The following is a 22,387-nucleotide window of genomic DNA, read 5'->3' as shown; positions in this document are numbered from 1 at the left end:
GAAAAGGAAGTGTAGACTTTGGAACAGACAATACAACCGTTAGATCGTGTGGCTTTGGAACTTGGCCCATTAACGATCTATTGGTATGGACTCATCATTGGTTTAGGAGCTTTACTTGGGCTTTGGCTTGCCATTCGGGAATCAGAGCGTCGCGGTCTTGCAAAAGATACGTTTGTTGACGGGGTGATGATAGCAGTACCTGTTGCCATTCTGTGTGCAAGGCTTTATTATGTTGCGTTTGAGTGGGATTTTTATAAAGACCATCCAGGCAAGATTTTAGCGGTCTGGGAGGGCGGTATTGCCATTCATGGGGCGTTGCTTGGATCCTTTTTAACAGCTCTAATCTTTTCAAAAAGAAAAGGTATATCTTTTTGGAAAATTGTTGATATTGCAGCACCTAGCATCTTGCTCGGTCAGGCGATTGGGCGCTGGGGCAACTTCATGAACCAAGAAGCGCATGGTGGACCAGTAACCCGAGACTTTTTGGAATCGCTGATGCTGCCAGACTTTATCGTTAACCAAATGTATATTGATGGCGTTTATTATCATCCGACTTTTCTCTACGAATCACTTTGGAATCTATTGGGCGTTATCTTCTTACTGTTTTTACGCAGAGTGAACCTGCATAGAGGGGAACTGTTTTTATCGTATCTGATCTGGTATTCTGTCGGCCGTTTCTTTATCGAAGGCTTGCGTACAGACAGCTTGATGCTTACAGAGTCGCTTCGCATTGCTCAAGTGATGAGCTTAGTGTGGATTCTAGCGGCTATAGTGATTTGGATCTACCGAAGAAAAGCAGGATTGGCTGAAAAACGATATCTGGAAAGCTAAGGGAGGCGAATGAAAAGTGGAAACGTTAAAAAAAGGAACACTCGCAGGACTAAAAACCACTTGGACGCTTGGAAAGATTATTTTTCCCGTAACATTAATCATTACCTTATTAAGCCACACACCTGTATTGGATTGGCTGATTTCTGCGATTTCTCCTGCTATGAAATGGATCGGCTTGCCAGGGGAAGCGGCGATTCCGCTCGTGCTTGGAAATTTTCTTAACCTCTATGCGGGAATAGGCGGGATATTGACTCTTGATTCGTTAACCGTTCAGGACGTTTTTATTCTGGCTGTTATGCTGTCGTTCTCCCATAATCTTTTTATTGAATCAGGAGTTGCAGCGAGCGTCGGCATAAAATTATGGGTGATTCTGCTCGTTCGAATCGGATTGGCACTGTTTTCTGCTTTTATGATCAACCTTTTTTGGGATGGCGGAACGGAAAAAGCGCAATACGGTTTTATTTCACAGCCCGAAGTAGCTCCTAGTGGCTGGGGAGAAATTACATTAGTGGCTTTTGAAAAAGCTTCACTTGGAATCTTGCAGATTGCACTCATCGTTATTCCGCTCATGATTATCATGCAATATTTAAAAGATAATGGGTGGCTGAACAAGTTTTCCAACTGGATGGCACCTGCTATGAAACTTCTAGGGATGAAGGAAAACACCTCCATGACGATGGCGGCAGGACTCACAATCGGTCTGGCATACGGAGCTGGCGTTATGATGCAGGCAGCAAAAGAAGATGGCGTATCAAAAAAAGATCTGTATCTCGCCTTTATTTTTCTAGTAAGCTGCCATGCCGTTGTCGAAGATACATTGATATTTGTTCCGCTCGGTATTCCGGTTATGCCGCTTCTCATCATACGGCTGGTTACAGCGATCGTTCTCACGATGCTAGTCGCTTATGTCTGGAATCAGGTGGAACGAAAAAATAGACTAACAAGAGAGGAATCACAACATGAAACGGGACACCATACTATTTGATCTGGATGGAACGCTGATCAATACGAATGAACTAATCATTGCTTCCTTCCTATATACGCTAAACAAATATTTTCCTGAACAATACCATCGTGAACATATTTTGCCGTTAATGGGGATGCCTCTCCTTGAAACGATGGAACAGTTTGACAAAGATCGTGTGCAAGATCTAGTGCAAACTTACCGTGAACACAATATTTCCAACCATGATGATCTTGTAACAGAGTTTGAAGGAGTTTTTGAAACGGTAGAAGAATTGTATAAAAAGGGTTACAAATTGGGAATCGTAACAACTAAAATGAGAAATACCGTTAAGATGGGCTTAAAGCTAGTTGGTCTAGAGCCGTTCTTCCAAACCGTTGTAACGCTTGATGACGTAGAAAAAGCGAAGCCTGACCCAGAACCGGTTCAAAGAGCCCTAAGGTTGCTGGGATCAACTCCAGAGAGAGCAATCATGGTCGGCGACAGCAAGTATGACATTCTTGCGGGACAAAATGCAGGAACACAAACAGCAGGAGTTTCTTGGACGATTCGGGGAAATGATTATTTGCAGCAGTTTAATCCTGATTATATGCTTAACGAAATGACGGATTTGCTGGATGTTTTAGGGGAGAGATAAGTGCGTGATACTGAGCGTTATCCTGTAAAAGGCAGGAACTCGTTGTACCAAGTTTATGATACTGTACCATTCTTGAAAGTTGTCAAAAATTTTATCACGATTCAAATCGCCCGCTATACCCCTTTTTTACCGATGAAAAACTGGTTGTATCGCACTTTTCTAAAGATGAAAGTTGGAGAAGGAACAGCCTTTGCGCTCATGGTGATGCCAGATATTATGTATCCTGAACGTATTTCCGTTGGTAAGAACTGTGTGATCGGCTACAACACGACAATTCTTGCTCATGAATATTTGATCCATGAGTATCGGCTCGGTGACGTTATTGTTGGTAATGATGTGATGATCGGAGCCAATTCTACGATCCTTCCCGGTGTAAGAATCGGCGATGGCGCGATTGTCTCCGCAGGTACACTCGTTCATAAAAATGTTCCTGATGGATCTTTCGTTGGCGGAAATCCGATGCAGGTTATTTATACAAAAGAAGAACGGTCAAAGAGGGAAGCGGAAAGCAAATAGAAAAATTTGTCGGAAGTTCCCCTCTTGGGTTTTCTGTTGATTCGTCGTATACTTAAAACAGGCAAAAAAGCGAAAGCTGGAGGCGCATACTATGAGAAGGAAATCGTTCTCGATGGTTTTTATGAAGAACATGTTTAAAATTGGACATTTAGTAGAAGATAATTGTCAATCTCAGCATGCACCGAAAGCAGCAAATTCACAAAATAAGGCAGAACAGCTAGCTGCCCGAGATACGTACCGTTTTCGTACGGCTGTTTCAAAAATGAAGGGCAATGGCCTCGTTAAGCATTATGAATTGGAAAGCACACGTGCAAAGCTGGTTTTTTATGGCGATTATTCTACCTACAAGCGTTATGTACCCCATACTTCGTTTACACGCGAACATTTTCAACACTACTTTGGTTCAGAAGATTTAATCTGTGAATTTCTCCTTGATACTTCCATTTATTTATTGAAAGAACTCCATTTTTTAAATGAGATCCAATTGGATATTCCGAGTCATGGAAAGATGTATACGGTCGAGTTAACGCGCCAGGAGCTGGATGATCATATGAAATGTGATCTGACGGAAATGAAAGATGGCCACCATCATCGCTTCTTTTACATCTACCGAGACGAAGAGCTGGATCAGTTTACGAAACAATTTGTAAAAGTAAAACGGTTAAGAAGAAAAAAACGTTAATTCTTAGAAACTGGCGCCCAGACGCCTATGGTGATGCTGGGGTCAGTTTTTTTGTGTTTACACTATTATTTGAACAGACGGAAAGAGCGAAAATTGTCGAGGATTGTAGACTCGTGGATAAACAGCTAAAACTTTTGGATTCACCACCTAAACTTTTGGATTCAGCCCTAAAACTTTTGGATTCAGCACCAAAACTTTCGGATTCACAGTCGCATCTTAAGGAAGGAATGGCTTTTTGTACGATTACGGTTAACTAGCCTTCTTTTTGCGTTCTCCTACGTACTCTATGACCGTTGATTTGACGCTTGGGATCTGCCAAGCAACTTATTGTGTACGATTTGACGTGAATTCACTCCGAATGGATGTTTTTCCCGCCTGTTTTTTAAAAAATCCCTGTGCAGAAGCAAACTATGGTTCACCACGTTATGCTTTTCCTGAAAAAATATATATTCCTTTTGTCGAAAAATGTATTTATAATTAAAAAAATGAAAGCGTTTTACAACTTGAGAGTGCAGGAGGAAAACTGAATATGGATTATGGCGTTATTTTTTCAATTACTGTTTATATGATCGGGATGTTGTTGATCGGATTGTATGCTTATCGCAAAACAGATAACCTTACCGATTACATGCTAGGCGGAAGAAATCTTGGGCCGGCTGTAACAGCGCTTAGTGCGGGTGCATCGGATATGAGTGGATGGCTGTTAATGGGATTGCCGGGTGCGATGTATATTTCCGGATTAAGCAGCGGCTGGATTGTTGTTGGGTTAAGTGTTGGAGCTTATTTAAACTGGTTATATGTTGCACCGCGTTTAAGAACGTATACCGAAGTGGCGAATAACTCCATAACGATTCCTGACTATTTTGAGAATCGATTCAAAGATACTTCGCGAATCTTACGTATTGCTTCAGCGTTAGTAATCGTTATCTTTTTTACGTTCTACTCTTCGTCTGGGATGGTTGCGGGTGGCCAGCTTTTCGAAACAGCGTTTAAGCTGGATTACACTTGGGGCATCTTGCTTACCGCCGGGGTAGTTATCGCTTATACGTTATTTGGCGGTTTTTTAGCGGTAAGCTATACAGACTTCGTTCAAGGTGCAATCATGTTTGTTGCCCTTATCCTTGTTCCTTTTGTAGCCATTATGAAAGTTGGGGGCTTGGATACAACGTTTAATGAAATCGAAAGCGTAAGTCCTGCTTTATTGGACGCATTTACTGGGACAAGCGTAATCGGTATCATCTCTTTACTTGCTTGGGGGCTTGGGTACTTTGGACAGCCTCACATTATCGTTCGTTTTATGGCGATCACATCTGTAAAAGAAATGAAGAGTGCGAGACGAATCGGAATGGGCTGGATGATTTTCTCCATCGTAGGGGCGATGTTTACAGGATTGGTTGGTATTGCTTATTTCAACCAGGCAGGCACACCTTTAGAAGAGGGGAAAGCAGAAACGGTATTTATTTTATTATCTGAAGTGTTGTTCCATCCAATCATAACGGGATTCTTACTAGCTGCGATTCTAGCAGCCGTTATGAGTACGATCTCTTCTCAATTATTGGTTACATCAAGTGCCTTAACAGAAGATTTTTATAAAGCCTTTGTAAAGCGTTCTGCTAGTGATAAAGAGCTCGTTTTTATTGGTCGAATGGCTGTCCTAGTCGTTTCAGTGATTGCGTTTACTCTAGCGCTAAACCCGAGTGAAACGATCCTGAATCTAGTAGGTTATGCTTGGGCTGGATTTGGAGCAGCATTTGGTCCAGTCGTGATATTAAGTTTGTATTGGAAGCGCATGACGAAGTGGGCAGCATTTGCTGGAATCGTAATTGGTGCATGCACTGTTATCGTCTGGGAGATGATTCCGGCATTTGCAGACGTTTACGAGATCATTCCAGGGTTCATTGCTTGTACACTGACAATCATCGTAGTCAGTCTTTTCACTAAAGAACCAGGCGAAGAAATCAAAAATGAATTTGAAGAATCCAAACAGTTAGCAAACGCATAGTGAATAGCAGGATCTCTCTTTTTAAAAAGAGAGATTCTTTGCTTTTATAAAAGGTGAAGGGAGAAAGATTTATTTGGACTATGAATATATTCTTATTCATTCTATTCCTAAAGGTGTTATTTTAGAGGGGATTCTACACTTACATAAATCTATTTTTGATGAATCTGACAAACTGGTTGAGCAAATGGAAAGTAAATCTCATTTAATGGTTAACGTGGCATTAGTGGATAATAAAGTTGTTGGTTATAAGATTGGATATGCCATTGATAGAAACACGTTTTATAGTTGGCTAGGTGGAGTCGATCCTCATTATCGAGGAAATGGAATTGCTTTAAAGTTGATGGAGAAACAACATCAATATTTAAAGGAAAATGGATATCGTATAGTTAAAACGAAATCAATGAATAAATGGAGGGGCATGCTTATTTTAAATCTGAAATCAGGGTTTACTATTATTCGTACTTATATAAACAAAAAGGGAGAGCATAAAATAATACTCGAAAAAAAATTACAGGATAAAATCATGTAACTTTCCTTCACCTCTGCATAAGATGCTAAAAGCGGGGTGAATGACATGGGTATAAAAGAGAGAGTAAAGCAGTGGTTTTTAGGACCGCTTTATACAGAAGAGTCATTGATACCCATCGAAAACAGGGAGCAGTTCACGTACAGTTTAAAGCTTGGCTGTCCTATTATTTTTACGATGAGGGATGGATATGGGCTGATTCTTTTCGACGAAAAAGACCAGCTTGGGATTGTTTACGTAAAAGATGTTTTCGGTGTGGATGAAGATTATCGCAACTACTTCTCGTTGCCCGATCTGATTGCTTTCTTCAAGGACCACTTAAGTGAAGGAATTTCATTTTATGCGTGGAATAGTTAATATAGTGTATTACAGCACCTCACTTAAGTGGGGTGTTGTTTTTCAATCGTCTAAGAAAGTGAGAATTTCTTTATGCCTATTATTAAGCATCGTGAATTTATTGAGGCACCAATCGAAGTTTGTTTCGATCTTGCTAGAAATGTAGAAGTACATACGATAACAACATCACATACGAAAGAGAGAGCGGTTGCTGGAGTTACCGAAGGACATTTAAATAAAGGAGACACTGTGACGTGGGAAGCTGTGCACTTTGGAGTAAAGCAAAGATTAACGGCTAAGATTATTGAAATGGAAAGACCATATCGCTTTGTTGATGTGATGGTAAAAGGTGCCTTCCATTCTTTCAACCACACGCATACGTTTGAGACGGCGAACCATGGAACCGTTATGGAAGACGTATTTGCATACAAATCTCCTTTTGGCTGGATAGGGAGATTAGCTGATTACTTGTTTTTAGAAAAATATATGACTTCATTCATTATTGGCAGGGCTAAAGCGTTAAAGATTATCGCTGAAAAGCGTGATTAATATCTGATGAAAGCAGTGGTGGGGAAATGAAGATCGGCTTAGTACGTCACTTTAAAGTAACACGTGGTTATCCGACTCAGAAATGGATAACCCCTGCAGAATTTGATCAATGGCTAAAAGAATATGAAGCTTCTGAAGTAGAAGATACAGAAGTGGATCTAGGTGAGATGTCGTGGAAAAAGTGCTATGTGAGTACTGTTCGAAGGGCAGAGTACACGGCAGAAAAGATTTATGATGGAGAGCTGATTAAATCAGATGATCTTCGTGAGATTCCTGTATATCCTTTCTTTAAACGAAACATAAAGATTCCAATGATTTTATATCCTTTATGCATCAGGGCTGCCTGGCTGATTAATCATAAATCTCAGTTAGAGCGCCGAACAGACGTTGAAAAACGAATTTCTAATATCCTAGACCGAATTATTGAGGAAGGTGAAGAAAACGCGTTAGTGGTGAGCCATGGAGGTGTTATGCTGTTCATGCGTAAAGAGCTGATCCGGCGGGGGTTTAAAGGACCGAAGCTTGGAAGACCGGAGAATGCGAAGCTGTATGTGTTTGAAAAATTAAATGAATAGAGCCTTTTTGTAGATATTATGCGAAAATCGTATTTTTATAAAACGTGGTATTCAAAAATAGCTGGCACCATCACCTGAAAAAGGTATTGATGCCAGCTTTCTTTAATCGGATGTAAACGTTTGTTTAACAATCATTTTTTATTGTGCAGCTTTTACAAAATCGACCATCATCTCGTAACTCATCGGACCGATATGTTTTTGTTTGATGATTCCTTTTGCATCCACGATAAAAGTCGTCGGGATGGTGACCGTTTTGTACGTATTTGCCACTGTACCTTCTGAATCAAGAAGAACAGGAAATGGCAACCTATATGTTTCTGCGAACTCTTTTACTTCTTTTTCAGAATCACTTTGCGTTAAGTTAACGGCAAGCACTTCTATTTTTTCTGAAGAATGCTCATTATAATACCTCACCATCTCAGGCATCTCTGCCCGGCAAGGCGGACACCAAGTGGCCCAAAGGTTAACGAACACGACTTTTCCTTTCAAATCTGAAAGCCTTATCGTCTCTCCATCTATGGTCTTCAGCTCAAAATCAGGTGCTTTGTTACCTGGCTTTAGGCCTGAAGCAGCTGTTTCAACCGAAGCAGCGTCTTTTTTACCAGTGCCGAGTGGACTGTTTGTAAGAATAGAAAAGAATAGAGCTGTAACGAGCATAGAGAGTACCGTTTTCTTAAGCTGAAAAGAACCAGCCGTGTATAAATAAACAGCGAGCACGGTAAAAAAGAGCGAGATCAATCCGTCAAAGGCTAGAGTGTCTACAGCAAAATGTGCTCCGTAATAGACTGCGAAAAAGAGGGTGAGTGCTAATATACCACTGTAAAAAATGCGGCTTCTCTCAAGCTCTCTTTTTCCTGCCGACCACAAAAGGTACAGAACCGCGAAAAGGATACCAAGTACAACGCCTGTTTCGCCACCGTTAAAATATAAAAGATTTAACGGCTGTTTAAGAGTAAGCAACGGATGTAAAAGGGCATAGCTGAATTTCCAAACAAACCAGCACAGCACTAAAGCATTAGTCAATATATCCAGAATTTGTTTTTTGTCGTGTTCTTTTCTCAGTTTCAGCGCTAAGATTCCATATGCCATTAAAGCTGAACCAAGTATCGCAAGCCACACCATTTTTACCGGAAAAGATCCGATCGAGAGGTAGTTCTCCATTATCACACCGTCCTAAAGTTGTCCTTATGTTCACTTTATCAAATTTATCCATGTTTTATTCCTCATTTGCTCAAAAGAAAACGGCAAAGGACTGAGAACCCTTTACCGTCTTAATCAAATTCATACTTTATAAAAGATAAAATCCAACGCCCATGATAAGGTAGGCAGCTAATAAAGTTAGTCCCTCAAACCAGTTCGTGTCGCCATCATTTGTAATTGTTATCGTGAGAAAGACCGCTAAAACCATCGCGACGAGTTCAGGAAGAGAGAACACGAGCGCCATCGATTTCTCAAAAAACAGTGAGATCAACACGAGCAAAGGAGCGACAAACATGGCAATCTGAAGCGTTGATCCGATAGCGATCTCCACTGCAACGTTCATCTTGTTTTTATAAGCGAGAATAATCGCAGATGCGTGTTCCGCAGCATTTCCGACAATTGCTACTATGATTACCCCGATAAAAACTTCGCTCCAGCCTAACGTTTCTCCTACTTCTTCAAACGTATGAACCAATTTTTCAGAAACGTAAGCTACGGCGACAGTAGCAAGTGCAAGGATAATAAGGGCTTTCCATTTGCTCCATTCTGCTACCTCGTCACTATGAGCATCATCGTGTTCTGACTGATAGACACCTCGGTGTGTAACAAGCTTGAAAAGAAGAGCAGCGATATATAAAACAATCATAATCACAGAAACCCATACGCTTAACGTAAGCGATTCGGATTTGTCCAGTTTATAGGAAAAGACCTCAGGGAAAACAAAAGCAACAACGACAGCAAAAATGAGCAGTCCCGCATTATGTCGGGCATCATAAATATTGAACTTTTGCTGCTTGAATTTTAGTCCTCCTACAAAAAAGGACAGTCCGCCGACAAGTAAAAGGTTTCCGAGTACGGAACCGGTTAAAGAAGCTAATACTACACTTATGAGTCCTGCTTTTAAGGCGAAAATAGAGATAATAAGTTCAACAGCATTTCCGAACGTAGCGTTTAACAATCCGCCGATTCTAGGTCCAGCTACAATGGCCAAGCTTTCTGTCGCACGTCCCATGTAACCTGCAAGCGCAACGATGGTAGCGCAGTAGATCGCAAAAAGAACAACTGCAGGCCAGTGTAGCATACTGCCGATGACAGAGAGTGGAACTCCGATTAGGATGGCAATAAAAAAGATGCGGTTAAACAAACCCATTCCTTCCTTTCTTGATGTATGTATTTATTTTTTTCATACTATTCCCTGAAAACGGTTTTCTTAACTCTATTAAATACAAGAATTTTGAGAGTTTCAGTTGACAGCTTGGAAGGCTACGTGTAGACTAACAAATAAATCTTTATCATGGTAGTATATTAGCGAACTAAAGCGTTTGTAAAAAACAAATCACTTCACATATAAAGGATGAAGGAAAATGCCTAAACCGTTTGTCTTTGAGAAGCCTGCAGGTATGCGTGATACATTGCCTGTTTTTTATCAAAAAAATGAAGATATAAAAAATACAATAAAACAAGAGATGCAATCCTGGGGCTATCAGTTTATTCAGACACCGACTTTGGAATATCACGATACGGTAGGGGAAGCATCGGCTATTTTGGATCAGCAACTGTTTAAGCTCCTGGACATGGAGGGCAAAACGCTCGTGCTGCGTCCGGATATGACAGCCCCCATTGCAAGAGTAGTTTCTTCAAGCATGAAACATGTGGCGTACCCTTTACGCCTTGCCTACAGTTCGTCAGTTTTTCGTGCACAACAGCGTGAAGGCGGGAGACCTGCCGAATTTGAACAAGTTGGTATCGAACTGATCGGTGAAGGAACGGCTAGCGCTGAAGCTGAGACGCTCGCGTTAATGTCCGAAGTGATAAAAAAGAGCGGTATTTCTTCTTTTACAGTAGCGGTTGGTCATATCGGATTCGTTCAGGAGCTACTGGGAGATATTTTAGGAAATGATAATCGGGCAGAAGAGCTTCTCAAATACTTAAATGAAAAAAACTATGTAGGATATACATCTCATGTGAAGCAGCTTCCTCTGTCCTCGATCGATACGAAAAGACTTCTAAAGCTTTTAGATCTAAGAGGCGGTATAGAGGTGTTGGATGACGCTTCAGCTTTAACTCCAAACGAGAAAGGACAGCGAGCACTTGAAGAACTAAAATCTCTGTACAGTCTCTTAGAGGAGTATGGTGCTGCACATAACATTGTGTTTGATTTTACGTTGTTCAGTCATATGAATTATTACACGGGAATCGTTTTTGAAGCGTATGCCACTGGGATTGGGGCACCGATAGCAAGCGGGGGACGATATGATGATCTGTTAAACCGTTTTGACCGGAAAGCACCAGCAATAGGGTTCGCAATTCGAATGGATTATTTTATAGAAGCATTAGAAACGAAAAGTGAACTCCCGAAACGTCAATGTATTTTGTATACTCCAGAACGCAGAAAAGAAGCACTCCAATTGGCAAAAGAAAAAAGATCAGAAGGCGTTCATGTCGTGATGCAAGATCTAGCTGGTGTAAAAAATGTAGATGAGTTCAGCAAACGGTTCGATGCCATTCATTATTTAATCGGGAGAACGCAAGGAGAGGACCTTTCATGAATACTACGTTAACGATGGCTATGCCGAAGGGGCGAATATTTGAAGAAGCGGTGGATTTGCTGCGCCAAGCAGGATACCCGCTGCCCCCGGAATTTGAAGAATCTCGAAAACTGATTATCGATGCACCTGAAGCCGGCTTGCGTTTTATTTTAGCAAAACCGATGGATGTTCCGACATATGTAGAACATGGAGTTGCCGATATTGGAATAGCGGGAAAAGACGTGATGCTTGAAGAAGAACGGGATGTGTATGAAGTTCTGGATCTGAAAATATCATCCTGTTATTTGGCTGTTGCAGGTTTGCCTGGAGGGATAGACCAGAAAGCAGCACCGAAAATCGCTTCAAAATACCCGAATGTGGCGTCTCATTATTTTAGAGAGCAAGGCCAGCAAGTGGAAGTTATCAAGCTGAACGGTTCGATTGAACTCGCACCGTTGATCGGGTTAGCAGACCGGATCGTGGATATCGTTTCAACAGGGCGAACGTTACAAGAGAACGGCCTTGTAGAACTCGAAAAGATTGCAGACATCACTTCACGTCTGATTGTCAATCCAGCGAGCTACAGACTTCATGCTTCAAGAATAAACGAACTCGTCGAACGAATGCGTACGCTCATTGAAAGCAAGGAGGATAATCAGTGAAAATCCAGCTAGTTTCTGAATTGAAAACTCTTGAAAGAAGCGTCGAACAAAATACAGAGAAACAACGAGGTGCTGTATTAGAAATTTTGAAAAGCGTGAAACAAGAAGGGGATAAAGCACTTCTTCACTATACCAAAAAATTTGACGGTGTATCATTGGACGATCTTGAAGTCACTCAAGAGGAAATTGATGATGCTGTTTCTGCCCTTGATCAAGAAATGCTGGATATTATCACAGAGGCCGCGGCAAACATTCGCGAATATCACGAAAAGCAGAAACGCCAGTCTTGGTTTTTTACAAGAGAAGATGGAACACTGTTAGGACAAAAGGTAACACCTCTTGAGCGTGTAGGGGTTTATGTACCAGGAGGAACAGCAGCATACCCATCTTCCGTTCTTATGGGTGTTATACCGGCGGCCGTAGCTGGAGTTGAAGAAATCGTCCTTGTTTCACCACCAGGAAAAGATGGGAAGCTGCCTCCAACCGTTTTGGCAGCAGCCTCTATTGCAGGTGTTAAACGCATGTTTAAAATCGGAGGCGCACAAGCAATAGGAGCACTCGCTTACGGAACGGAAACGGTGCCTAAAGCAGACAAAATCGTAGGGCCAGGCAACATTTTTGTAGCATTGGCAAAACGGGAGGTATTTGGTGTTTGTGATATTGATATGATCGCGGGTCCAAGTGAGATAGCTGTACTGGCAGATGAAACCGCAAACGCCGCGTATATCGCAGCTGATTTATTGTCACAAGCTGAGCATGATCCTCGTTCCGCTGCCTTTTTAGTGACCACATCAAATGAACTTGCTGAAAAAGTAGCTGCTGAAGTAGAAAGTCAGCTAGTAAACTTGCCGAGAAAAGAGATTGCGGCAGAAGCTATTAAAGAGTACAGCGCTATTTATGTTGTAGATTCATTAGAGGAAGGTGCAGAGGTTATTAATAAAATCGCACCGGAACATTTAGAGATCATGACAAATGATCCGATGAGTCTTCTAGGGAAAATCAAACATGCAGGAGCGATATTCTTAGGAGAATACAGTTCAGAACCTGTTGGAGATTATTTTGCAGGCAGCAACCACGTTCTCCCCACAAGTGGAACGGCCCGTTTTTCTAGCCCGTTAAACGTAGATGACTTTACGAAAAAATCGAGTGTGATCCGTTATAGTGAACAGGCGATAAAAGAGAATGGACATAAAATTTCTGCTTTTGCCCGCTTAGAGGGATTAGAGGCACATGCGAGAGCGATTGATCTTCGACTGGAGGACAACTAAAATGGAAAAACGACGTCAGCATACAATTGAACGAAATACAAAAGAAACACAGATCTCTTTGTCGCTCGCTATTGATGGAGAAGGTCAAACGGATATTGAGACACCTGTTCCTTTTTTGAACCATATGCTCGATGCGATCGCAAGACATGGACACTTCGATCTCTCCGTAAAGGCGGCTGGTGATGTAGAAATCGACGACCATCACACAACAGAAGATGTTGGAATCTGCCTCGGACAAGCCATTCAAGGAGCTTTAGGTGATAAACAGGGGATTAAACGTTACGGAAATGCTTTTGTTCCGATGGATGAGACGTTGGCTCAAGTCATTATTGATCTTTCGAATCGACCTCATCTGGAGTTTCGAGCAGAGTTTCCTAGCCAAAAAGTTGGTACGTTTGACACAGAGCTCATCCATGAATTCTTTTGGAAGCTCGCTCTTGAAGCACGCATGAATCTGCATGTGATCGTCCATTATGGAACGAATACCCACCATATGATAGAAGCGGTTTTTAAAGCTTTTACAAAAGCACTAGATGAAGCCACACAGATTGACCCGCGTGTAAAAGGAGTGCCTTCTACGAAAGGAATGTTATAGATGATTGGCATTATTGATTATGGAATGGGGAATCTGCATTCCGTGTGTTCTGCATTAAAAAGATTGGAACAGCCATACATTCTCTCAGGTAATCCAGAGGAACTTCAAAAGGCAGATGGCTTACTATTGCCGGGTGTGGGGTCCTTTAAAGATGCGATGGGACAGCTAGAGGAAACACGTTTAGTTGATTTTATTAAAACAGAAGTTGAAAAAGGAAAGCCGCTCTTAGGCATCTGTTTAGGGATGCAGCTTCTGTTTGAAGAAAGTTCAGAGAACGGGGAGACGCCTGGACTCGGTCTTTTACCCGGAAGAGTAACTCGCTTTAGCGGAAAAACTTCTGATGGAGCCAGCTATAAAGTCCCTCACATGGGATGGAACAATCTTCAATACTTACAAAAAGAGCAGCCGTTATTAACTCGATTAGATGAAGGGTATGTTTATTTTGTCCACTCATTTGTTGTAGAAACCAATCATCGTGATGTACTGGGAGCTGTTGCTCATTATGAAGATGTTGAAGTACCAGCTGTAGTTGGGCGCGATCATGTTATGGGTACACAGTTTCACCCTGAAAAAAGTGCTGAAACAGGGATGGGAATGCTTCAAAACTTTTGCCGTTTCGTTGAGGAGGGAAAACAAAGATGAGTGCATTTACACTTTATCCAGCTATTGATATGCGTGATGGGAAATGTGTCAGACTTCTGCAAGGGGATTACGATCAAGAGACTGTTTACGGTGATTCGCCGTTTGACATGGCAAAGCAGTTTGTGGAGCAAGGAGCAGAATGGATCCACATGGTCGATCTTGACGGCGCGAAAGACGGAAAAAAGGTCAATCATGAACATGTTCTTCGTATAGCAAAAGAGCTTTCTGTTAAGGTGCAGATCGGAGGAGGCATTCGTTCAATGGATGATGTCTCTTATTATTTAGACCATGGTGTGGATCGTGTTATTTTAGGAAGCACGGCCGTTTCGAATCCTGAATTTGTTCGAGCAGCGTTGCGAGAATACGGATCTAAAATCGCCATCGGGCTTGATGCGCGTGACGGGTATGTGGCAACAGAAGGCTGGCTAGAAACCTCTCACATCATGGCAGAAGATCTGGCAAAAAGACTTGTAGAAGAAGGCGCAGAGACCTTTATTTTTACTGATATTTCGAAAGACGGTATGTTAGAAGGTCCGAATGTAGAGGCCATCGCAGAGCTAAGTCGCATAACAGGTAAAGAAGTCATTGCCTCAGGTGGCGTCAGCTCGATTGATGATCTAGTGAAACTTAAAGAAGATGAGCGGAATGTTTCAGGAGCAATCATTGGAAAAGCCTTATACACGGGAAGATTTACTCTTTCTGATGCGTTAGGAAGTGTGGAGTAATGTTAACAAAAAGGATTATTCCATGCCTTGATGTAAAAGAAGGCAGAGTTGTAAAAGGAATTCAATTTTTAAATTTAGTCGATGCAGGAGATCCGGTTGAGCTTGCTCGTTTTTATGATAAAGAAGGAGCAGATGAGCTCGTTTTTCTTGATATTTCAGCGAGCCATGAAGGCCGGGAAACGATGGTGGAAGTTGTAGAACGTGTTGCGGCAGAGTTAGCCATCCCATTTACGGTAGGCGGAGGCATTAATAAGCTTGAAGATATGAAAAGAGTCCTTAGAGCAGGCGCTGATAAAGTGTCCGTAAACACAGCAGCCGTATTACGGCCAGAACTGATCTCTGAAGGATCTGATTTCTTTGGTGCACAATGCATCGTCGTCGCAATCGATGCAAAGTACGATGAGGAACTCTCGTCATGGCGAGTGTATACACATGGAGGGCGTAAACCCACTCAATGGGAAGTCACCGAGTGGGCCCAAGAAGCTGTGAAGCGGGGGGCTGGTGAAATTCTATTAACCAGCATGGATAAAGACGGGGAAAAATCAGGATTTAACTTAGCGCTCACAAAGAAAGTCAGTGAAGCGGTGACTGTTCCTGTAATTGCATCAGGCGGCGCAGGATCAGCTGATCATTTCTATGAAGCTTTCACAGAAGGTAAAGCAGATGCTGGGCTTGCCGCTAGTATTTTTCATTATAAAGAAACCTCTATAAAAGAACTAAAGTCAGAATTGCAAAAGTTGGGGGTGTTTGTCCGTTGAAATGGGAAAAGTTGAACTTTGATGAAAACGGCCTAATTCCTGCTGTAGTCCAGGATTATCAATCAAAAGAGGTTTTAACGGTCGCATACATGAATGAAAAGTCGCTCGAAAAAACGGTCGAAATCGGCGAAACTGTATTTTTTTCAAGATCGCGAAAAAAATTGTGGCACAAAGGAGAAACATCTGGAAATACACAGAAAGTAAAGGATATCCGCTACGATTGCGATCAGGACGCTTTAGTCATTTTAGTTGAGCCAAATGGACCTGCGTGCCACACGGGTTCATACAGCTGTTTTTCAGAAACGTTGTACAGCAGTGGCGATAATAAAACTGAACCGAACCGTGACAGTGACAGATACCGGATTTTGAATGAACTGCAGGAAATCATCGCCCAACGAGAACACGAGATGCCTGAAGGAGCGTACACAACCTACTTATTTCAGCATGGTGTAGATAAAATCTTGAAAAAAGTAGGAGAAGAAGCAGGAGAAGTCATCATCGCTGCCAAAAATCGCGACCCTGAAGAGTTAAAGTGGGAAGTGTCTGACCTTCTTTTTCATGTAATGGTGCTTTTGCAGGAGCAAAAGGTACCTTTGGATGAAATTTTAACGACATTGGAAGAACGACATACGAAAAAAGACAACTGAGAAGCTGATTTCTCGGTTGTTTTTTTGTGAGTAGTACATTACGAGCGATTTTTTGGATTTACGAGCAATGCTTGAAGTTTACGAGCGATTCTGAAGATTTACGAGCGATTTTTTGGATTTATGAGCGATACTTGAAGTTTACGAGCGATTTTTTGGATTTATGAGCGATACTTGAAGTTTACGAGCGATTTTTGGAATTTTACGAGCGATACTTGAATTATACGAGCGATACTAGGAGTTTACGAGCGATGCCTCTATTTTGCGAACGGATTCTGGCTCCCCCCATTCATATCCCTTTTTTTCCACAATCATTTTTTGTCGAAACTTTCCTGCCCATTATTTACAGTTAAAGGGGTGTTAGACTTTTTCGCCTGTGTTATACTTTTTGAGTTGAAAACTTTGTAAACTGAACGATAAAGAAGTAAATGGGTTTACATAGTAATGGAGGAACCAAATTATGCATAAACGAGAAAGGGCCAGCGAAATAAGCGGCCGCGTTCTTCCCTTTATTCAGGATGGGGATTACTTTTTTGAAAAAGGAATTAAAGCCTATAATCGGCGTGATTTATATACAGCAAAAAAAATGTTTGAGCGGGCCGTTACCTTCCAGCCGGAAGAGCCCTCTTTTTTATGTCAGCTAGCATCAACCCTGGCTGAGATCGGTGAATACGAAGAATCGAATCGGCATTTATTGAACGTATTAGAGCAGTCGGGCTCCGATATGTCCGAATGTCATTTTTTCCTTGCGAATAACTTTGCACATTTAGGAATGTATTCAGATGCAGAAGAACATGCGCTGCTCTACATGGAACATGATCCGGAAGGAGAATTTCATGAAGACACACAAGAGCTTTTGGATTTAATCAGTCTGGAAACAGGAAACAAGTCACTCAATTTGCCGCTCTCTACAGAAGAAGAACTCATTAAATCCCATGATGAAGCCCGACAGTCTATTGAACGTGGGGATTTATCGCTTGCACAGAAACAGTTAAGGGAGATCATCAACAATCACCCGAAGTTTTGGGCCGCATATAATAACTTAGCGCTTACTCATTTTTATAAAAGTGAATTTGATGAAGCGATGGATGTTCTTCAGGATGTACTGGATAAAAACCCTGGGAATTTAAATGCTTTATGTAACTTGGCGATTTTTTTATTTCATTTAGGAATGGACGAACCAGGTGCGAAGCTTGTTGACCGGCTAAAACAAGTGCACCCGATGCACGCTGAGCACAGGTATAAGCTTGGAAATACATTCGGTCTTTTGGAGGAGCATGCGTTCGCAAACAAATGGCTGTTAAGCTTGAGGAAATCATCATTTGTGTATGATCCTGTAACGACACATATGCTTGCTGTCTCTTATTATGCATTAGGACGAAAAGAACTTGCGATGAAAATGTGGAAAAAGGTGCTCGAGCTTGATCCTGAAGGTACAGTTGCGCCTTACTACATGGAAATGGCAGCAAATGATAAATTGACGGTTGCTGGCGGAGATTATCAATATCGGATTCCGGCACATAAGCAAAATAAACCTAAAAAAGATAGACAAGTTAAAGCGATGAAACATATCCAGCAAGTGCGTAAAGGGTTGGAAAAAAACAAAATTACGCATTTATTTTTATTAAGAGGGAATAAAAATGAAGAGGCCTATAGCACTCTTCGTGATTTCTGTCTGCGTAAGGAAGAGTCTCTTTTTGTTAAAGAGATCGCTGCGAACATCATGCTCGAACAACACCCTGAAGTGCCGGTTAAACTCGCTCATGAAGAAGCACTCGTAGAAGTTGGAACAGCTTCTGTTATCTTGAGTCAAGCGCTTGATGTTATCCAGACCTTAAAAAATAACGGTGCCGTAATCGATGAGCACGTTCTTTTTTACTGGTCAGAAGCGATAAAACTAGCAGAGCTTACAGGCGAAAAAATCTTTGAAAATGAATTAGCAGTCGCTGCGGCTATTGATCACCTTGCCCGAAAGCAAAAAGGAAAATCTACGCAAAAGGCAATTGCAGAACAATACGGTATTTCCGTTTCTATGGTGTCTTTAAGGATGAAAAAGATAATCGGCTGGGTAAATCGAAACGTGTGAGCAGAATAATGGACTTCATTTCTACGAATCGGTAGGATGGACTTATAGTAAATAAGAATTTCCTTATATAAGGAGTGTGCTTTGATGACGGAAGAAAAAATTTATGATGTAGCCATACTTGGTGCAGGTCCAGCAGGCATGACAGCGGCTGTATACACATCCCGCGCCAATTTAGATACGATAATGATCGAACGCGGAATCCCGGGCGGACAGATGGCAAACACGGAAGATGTAGAGAACTATCCGGGATTTGACCATATTTTAGGGCCTGAACTTTCAAACAAAATGTTCGAGCATGCGAAAAAATTCGGAGCTGAATATGCATACGGCGATGTAAAGGAAATCGTTGATGGTGTAGAGTACAAAACGATAAAAGCTGGAAGCAAAACGTACAGAGCTCGTTCAATCATTATTACAACTGGTGCTGAATACAAAAAGCTTGGAGCTCCAGGTGAAAAAGAATTCAGTGGACGCGGTGTTTCTTATTGTGCGGTTTGTGATGGAGCATTCTTTAAAAATCGTGAACTGGTAGTGGTCGGCGGAGGAGACTCTGCGGTTGAAGAAGGTGTGTATTTGACGCGTTTTGCGACTAAAGTAACAATCGTTCATAGACGTGATAAGCTTCGTGCGCAAAAGATCCTTCAGCAGCGTGCATTTGACAACGACAAGATTGATTTTATCTGGAATCATTCTGTAAAAGAAATTCACGGTGAAAACAACAAAGTAAATAAAGTAACTCTTGTTCATTCTGAAACAGGTGAAGAGCAAGAATTCTCGACAGACGGTGTGTTTATCTATATCGGAATGCTGCCTTTAAACGCTGCGTTTAAAGATCTCGGCATTACGAACGAGAATGGCTATGTTGAAACGAACGAACAGATGGAAACGAGAATCCCAGGTATATTTGCAGCTGGCGATATTCGTGAAAAAACACTTCGTCAAATCGTTACGGCTACAGGTGATGGAAGTATCGCAGCACAGGCTGCACAGCACTATGTAGAAAATTTGGCTGAAAAGTTAAAAAACGTAACTTCTAATTAATCAACTTGTAACAGTGGTGAAATAATTGTGGGGTATATTAATAATAAGAAATTGACCCCCTTTTTATAAAGCAATTCTTTGACACGGAGCTATGCGCCGTGTCCTTTTTTATTTTTCAAGATTTTTCACATAATAAGGGAGAAACGGATACTTTAAATCTAAGAATACTAAAATAGGTTAAACCCTTGAGACGTCTGTATTGTGAGGGGTTACATTATTTAGTATACTTAAAATAGGACAGAGCCCTGAGGTGAAACAAGTGCAAAGAGTAACAAACTGCGTGTTGATTAAAGATAATCAAGTGTTATTGCTTCAAAAACCAAGACGGGGCTGGTGGGTAGCACCCGGTGGAAAAATGGAATCTGAGGAGTCCATTCGAGATTCCGTGATCCGGGAATATAGAGAAGAAACCGGAGTTTATCTGAAAAATCCGCAGCTCAAAGGGGTTTTTAATTTTATCATCAAACAAGGAGACAAAATCGTTTCTGAGTGGATGATGTTTACCTTTTTAGCAACTGATTCTGAAGGTGTAGCACTTGAAGAATGTGATGAAGGGATATTGTCATGGAAGCCGGTAGATGAAGTAAGAGAGCTGCCGATGGCACCTGGTGATCATCACATCTTGGATTATGTGACGAACGGAAGTAACATGATTTTTGGCACATTTACGTATACACCTGATTTTGAATTGCTTTCCTATCGATTAGATCCGGCATAACCGATTGCTGGTTGCATATGAATTGAACATAGCTTACAGGGGGGAAAAAGCATGGAAAGACAAGACGTACAAATGGTGATCATTACAGGAATGTCAGGAGCCGGAAAAACGGTGGCCATGCAGAGCTTCGAAGATTTGGGCTTTTTCTGTGTTGATAATTTACCTCCTGCACTACTCCCTAAATTTGTAGAATTGATGCAAGAATCATCAGGCAAGCTGAATAAAGTTGCCTTGGTTATGGATCTTCGTGGACGAGAGTTTTTTGATCAACTGTTTTCTACACTTGATCAATTGGCGATCAGTTCAGACATTCAGCCTCAAATTTTATTTTTAGATTGTAAGGATGCAACACTCGTTCGCAGATATAAAGAAACGCGCCGATCACATCCTCTTGCTAAAAGTGGAAATCCGCTACAAGGAATCACGCAAGAACGAGAGATGCTTGAAGAATTAAAAGGAAGAGCGCAGCAAGTCTTAGATACTTCAGATCTGAAACCCCTTCAATTAAGAGAACGAATCATTCAGCGATATTCAGCGAATGCTGCTCATCCGTTTACGATCAATGTCATGTCTTTCGGCTTCAAATACGGCATGCCGATCGATGCAGATTTGGTGTTTGATGTACGTTTCTTACCGAATCCGCATTATATCGAGCACATGAGACCAAGAACCGGTCTTGAGCCAGACATTTCAGAGTACGTTTTAAAATGGCCAGAGACGAACAAATTTTTAGAAAAGCTGCTCGATCTGTTGCACTTTATGGTCCCTCAATACAAACGGGAAGGCAAGAGCCAGCTCATCATCGGGATCGGCTGTACAGGCGGAAAGCACCGTTCTGTCGCACTTGCTGAATATATCGGAAATTCACTTTCAAAAGAATACGTAACTTTCAGCAGTCACAGAGATATGGGAAAGGATAAAGCATAGATGAAAAAGCAGCCAAAAGTGGTAGTGCTTGGCGGAGGGACCGGTCTTTCCGTTCTCCTCCGCGGTTTAAAGCACTATCCTGTAGATATAACTGCTATCGTAACGGTTGCAGATGATGGTGGCAGCTCTGGAAGGTTGAGAAGGGATTATGATATGCCTCCTCCAGGAGATGTGAGAAACGTTATTGCCGCGCTCTCAGAAGTAGAGCCGCTCGTTGAAAAAATGTTTCAGCATCGGTTCAAAGTAGGAGACGGAATTACGGGTCATTCACTTGGGAACCTGCTGCTTGCAGCCATGCACGATATAACGGGAGACTTTTTAACCGGAATACGCGAATTAAGCCGAGTTTTAAATGTTAGAGGGCAAGTGTTGCCAGCTGCCAAAAACAGCATCATTCTAAGTGCTGAATTGGAAGATGGGACAATCGTACAGGGGGAATCTAAGATCCCGCTGTCGAATAAAAAGATAAGACGGGTTTTCTTATCAGACGATCACGTGGAGGCACTTCGAGAAAGTGTAAAAGCAATTCAGGAAGCGGATCTCATTGTAATTGGCCCTGGAAGCCTGTATACAAGCATATTGCCGAACCTGCTCGTTAGCGGTATATCGACTAGCATTCGTGAGGCAACGGCACCGAGAGTTTATGTCTGCAATGTCATGACTCAGCCTGGGGAAACAACAGGTTATACAGCAGGAGATCACATTCAGGCTTTAATCGATCATGTGGGGCATAATTTTATAGATGTCGTGATTGTTAATAATGAGAAGATCCCTTCAGAGTTTTTGGATTTATATTTGGAAGAAGGCGCAGAGCAAGTGCAATTTGATGAAGAGCGGTTGAAATCGTTCGGCATTGGATTAGTCTGCGATAATATCATCCAGTATGGGACGCTCGTCAGACATGATGCAAAACGAGTATCAGATTTGCTCTTAGGGCTTATTGAAAAATAGTATGTTGTTTATGGAACAAGAGGG

Annotated in this window: 25 protein-coding genes; 23 read left to right on the top strand and 2 right to left on the bottom strand. The window is 41.7% G+C overall.

Annotated elements, in window-relative coordinates; genetic code table 11:
• Positions 1-18 precede the first annotated feature (18 nt).
• From lgt to KUV80_RS09360, 10 genes are all read left to right on the top strand, one after another.
• A complete protein-coding gene (gene lgt / locus KUV80_RS09405; protein ID WP_222462462.1) occupies positions 19-831 on the top strand; it encodes a prolipoprotein diacylglyceryl transferase in 813 nt (270 codons plus the stop codon).
• Between the two features lie 16 nt (positions 832-847).
• Positions 848-1,816 carry a nucleoside recognition domain-containing protein gene (locus tag KUV80_RS09400; RefSeq protein WP_222462461.1) on the top strand — a complete coding sequence of 323 codons (969 nt, stop codon included), beginning with the start codon at positions 848-850 and terminating at the stop codon, positions 1,814-1,816.
• Entirely contained in the window at positions 1,791-2,432 is a 642-nt protein-coding gene (ppaX, locus tag KUV80_RS09395; protein WP_222462460.1) for a pyrophosphatase PpaX, read from the top strand. The genes KUV80_RS09400 and ppaX overlap by 26 nt, the downstream gene beginning before the upstream one ends.
• Positions 2,433-2,948, top strand: a complete 516-nt coding sequence (locus KUV80_RS09390) for an acyltransferase (protein WP_222462459.1) — start codon at positions 2,433-2,435, stop codon at positions 2,946-2,948.
• Between the two features lie 91 nt (positions 2,949-3,039).
• Positions 3,040-3,630, top strand: coding sequence for a hypothetical protein (locus tag KUV80_RS09385; RefSeq protein WP_222462458.1), 591 nt, complete (start codon positions 3,040-3,042; stop codon positions 3,628-3,630).
• Positions 3,631-4,159: 529 nt separating this feature from the next.
• Positions 4,160-5,632 (top strand): sodium/proline symporter PutP, encoded by a 1,473-nt coding sequence (putP, locus tag KUV80_RS09380; protein ID WP_222462457.1) that lies wholly within the window; start codon positions 4,160-4,162, stop codon positions 5,630-5,632.
• Between the two features lie 73 nt (positions 5,633-5,705).
• Complete coding sequence (locus KUV80_RS09375) at positions 5,706-6,161, top strand: GNAT family N-acetyltransferase (protein ID WP_246625142.1); 456 nt, start codon at positions 5,706-5,708, stop codon at positions 6,159-6,161.
• Between the two features lie 45 nt (positions 6,162-6,206).
• On the top strand, positions 6,207-6,515 hold the full coding sequence (locus KUV80_RS09370) for a hypothetical protein (RefSeq protein ID WP_222462456.1): 309 nt from the start codon (positions 6,207-6,209) through the stop codon (positions 6,513-6,515).
• Positions 6,516-6,587: 72 nt separating this feature from the next.
• Positions 6,588-7,043 carry an SRPBCC family protein gene (locus KUV80_RS09365; protein WP_222462455.1) on the top strand — a complete coding sequence of 152 codons (456 nt, stop codon included), beginning with the start codon at positions 6,588-6,590 and terminating at the stop codon, positions 7,041-7,043.
• A gap of 26 nt (positions 7,044-7,069) precedes the next feature.
• Complete coding sequence (locus KUV80_RS09360; RefSeq protein ID WP_222462454.1) at positions 7,070-7,618, top strand: histidine phosphatase family protein; 549 nt, start codon at positions 7,070-7,072, stop codon at positions 7,616-7,618.
• Between the two features lie 138 nt (positions 7,619-7,756).
• Here KUV80_RS09360 and KUV80_RS09355 read toward each other — a convergent pair whose 3' ends face one another.
• Complete coding sequence (locus KUV80_RS09355; RefSeq protein ID WP_222462453.1) at positions 7,757-8,779, bottom strand: peroxiredoxin family protein; 1,023 nt, start codon at positions 8,777-8,779, stop codon at positions 7,757-7,759.
• Positions 8,780-8,906: 127 nt separating this feature from the next.
• Positions 8,907-9,962 (bottom strand): calcium/proton exchanger, encoded by a 1,056-nt coding sequence (gene cax, locus KUV80_RS09350; RefSeq protein ID WP_222462452.1) that lies wholly within the window; start codon positions 9,960-9,962, stop codon positions 8,907-8,909.
• A gap of 220 nt (positions 9,963-10,182) precedes the next feature.
• Between cax and KUV80_RS09345 the strand changes: the two genes are divergently transcribed.
• The 13 genes from KUV80_RS09345 (at position 10,183) to KUV80_RS09285 (ending at position 22,363) form a co-directional block, all read left to right on the top strand.
• Positions 10,183-11,367: an ATP phosphoribosyltransferase regulatory subunit gene (locus KUV80_RS09345; protein WP_222462451.1), complete on the top strand. Its 1,185-nt coding sequence runs from the start codon at positions 10,183-10,185 to the stop codon at positions 11,365-11,367.
• Positions 11,364-12,008, top strand: coding sequence for an ATP phosphoribosyltransferase (gene hisG / locus KUV80_RS09340; RefSeq protein WP_222462450.1), 645 nt, complete (start codon positions 11,364-11,366; stop codon positions 12,006-12,008). Before KUV80_RS09345 ends, hisG begins: the two co-directional genes overlap by 4 nt.
• Positions 12,005-13,276: a histidinol dehydrogenase gene (gene hisD / locus KUV80_RS09335; RefSeq protein ID WP_222462449.1), complete on the top strand. Its 1,272-nt coding sequence runs from the start codon at positions 12,005-12,007 to the stop codon at positions 13,274-13,276. Before hisG ends, hisD begins: the two co-directional genes overlap by 4 nt.
• A gap of 1 nt (position 13,277) precedes the next feature.
• The gene (hisB, locus tag KUV80_RS09330) at positions 13,278-13,871 is read left to right on the top strand and encodes an imidazoleglycerol-phosphate dehydratase HisB (protein WP_222462448.1); all 594 of its coding nucleotides are present in this window, start codon (positions 13,278-13,280) and stop codon (positions 13,869-13,871) included.
• Positions 13,872-14,513 carry an imidazole glycerol phosphate synthase subunit HisH gene (gene hisH, locus KUV80_RS09325; RefSeq protein ID WP_222462447.1) on the top strand — a complete coding sequence of 214 codons (642 nt, stop codon included), beginning with the start codon at positions 13,872-13,874 and terminating at the stop codon, positions 14,511-14,513.
• Positions 14,510-15,238 (top strand): 1-(5-phosphoribosyl)-5-[(5-phosphoribosylamino)methylideneamino]imidazole-4-carboxamide isomerase, encoded by a 729-nt coding sequence (gene hisA, locus KUV80_RS09320; RefSeq protein WP_222462446.1) that lies wholly within the window; start codon positions 14,510-14,512, stop codon positions 15,236-15,238. Before hisH ends, hisA begins: the two co-directional genes overlap by 4 nt.
• Positions 15,238-15,996 carry an imidazole glycerol phosphate synthase subunit HisF gene (gene hisF / locus KUV80_RS09315; protein ID WP_222462445.1) on the top strand — a complete coding sequence of 253 codons (759 nt, stop codon included), beginning with the start codon at positions 15,238-15,240 and terminating at the stop codon, positions 15,994-15,996. Before hisA ends, hisF begins: the two co-directional genes overlap by 1 nt.
• Positions 15,993-16,643, top strand: coding sequence for a bifunctional phosphoribosyl-AMP cyclohydrolase/phosphoribosyl-ATP diphosphatase HisIE (gene hisIE, locus KUV80_RS09310; protein WP_222462444.1), 651 nt, complete (start codon positions 15,993-15,995; stop codon positions 16,641-16,643). The genes hisF and hisIE overlap by 4 nt, the downstream gene beginning before the upstream one ends.
• Positions 16,644-17,100: 457 nt before the next feature.
• Positions 17,101-18,726 carry a tetratricopeptide repeat protein gene (locus KUV80_RS09305; RefSeq protein WP_222462443.1) on the top strand — a complete coding sequence of 542 codons (1,626 nt, stop codon included), beginning with the start codon at positions 17,101-17,103 and terminating at the stop codon, positions 18,724-18,726.
• A gap of 84 nt (positions 18,727-18,810) precedes the next feature.
• On the top strand, positions 18,811-19,767 hold the full coding sequence (gene trxB / locus KUV80_RS09300; RefSeq protein WP_222462442.1) for a thioredoxin-disulfide reductase: 957 nt from the start codon (positions 18,811-18,813) through the stop codon (positions 19,765-19,767).
• A 259-nt stretch (positions 19,768-20,026) separates the two neighbouring features.
• Positions 20,027-20,485, top strand: coding sequence for an NUDIX hydrolase (locus KUV80_RS09295; RefSeq protein WP_222462441.1), 459 nt, complete (start codon positions 20,027-20,029; stop codon positions 20,483-20,485).
• Between the two features lie 51 nt (positions 20,486-20,536).
• A complete protein-coding gene (rapZ, locus tag KUV80_RS09290) occupies positions 20,537-21,412 on the top strand; it encodes an RNase adapter RapZ (protein ID WP_222462440.1) in 876 nt (291 codons plus the stop codon).
• Complete coding sequence (locus tag KUV80_RS09285; RefSeq protein ID WP_222462439.1) at positions 21,413-22,363, top strand: gluconeogenesis factor YvcK family protein; 951 nt, start codon at positions 21,413-21,415, stop codon at positions 22,361-22,363. It begins immediately after the preceding gene.
• Positions 22,364-22,387: the final 24 nt, after the last annotated feature.

It is taken from the genome of Fictibacillus nanhaiensis (assembly GCF_019801215.1).
Classification (GTDB): domain Bacteria; phylum Bacillota; class Bacilli; order Bacillales; family Fictibacillaceae; genus Fictibacillus; species Fictibacillus nanhaiensis_C.
This window is presented reverse-complemented; position numbering and strand designations above follow the sequence as displayed.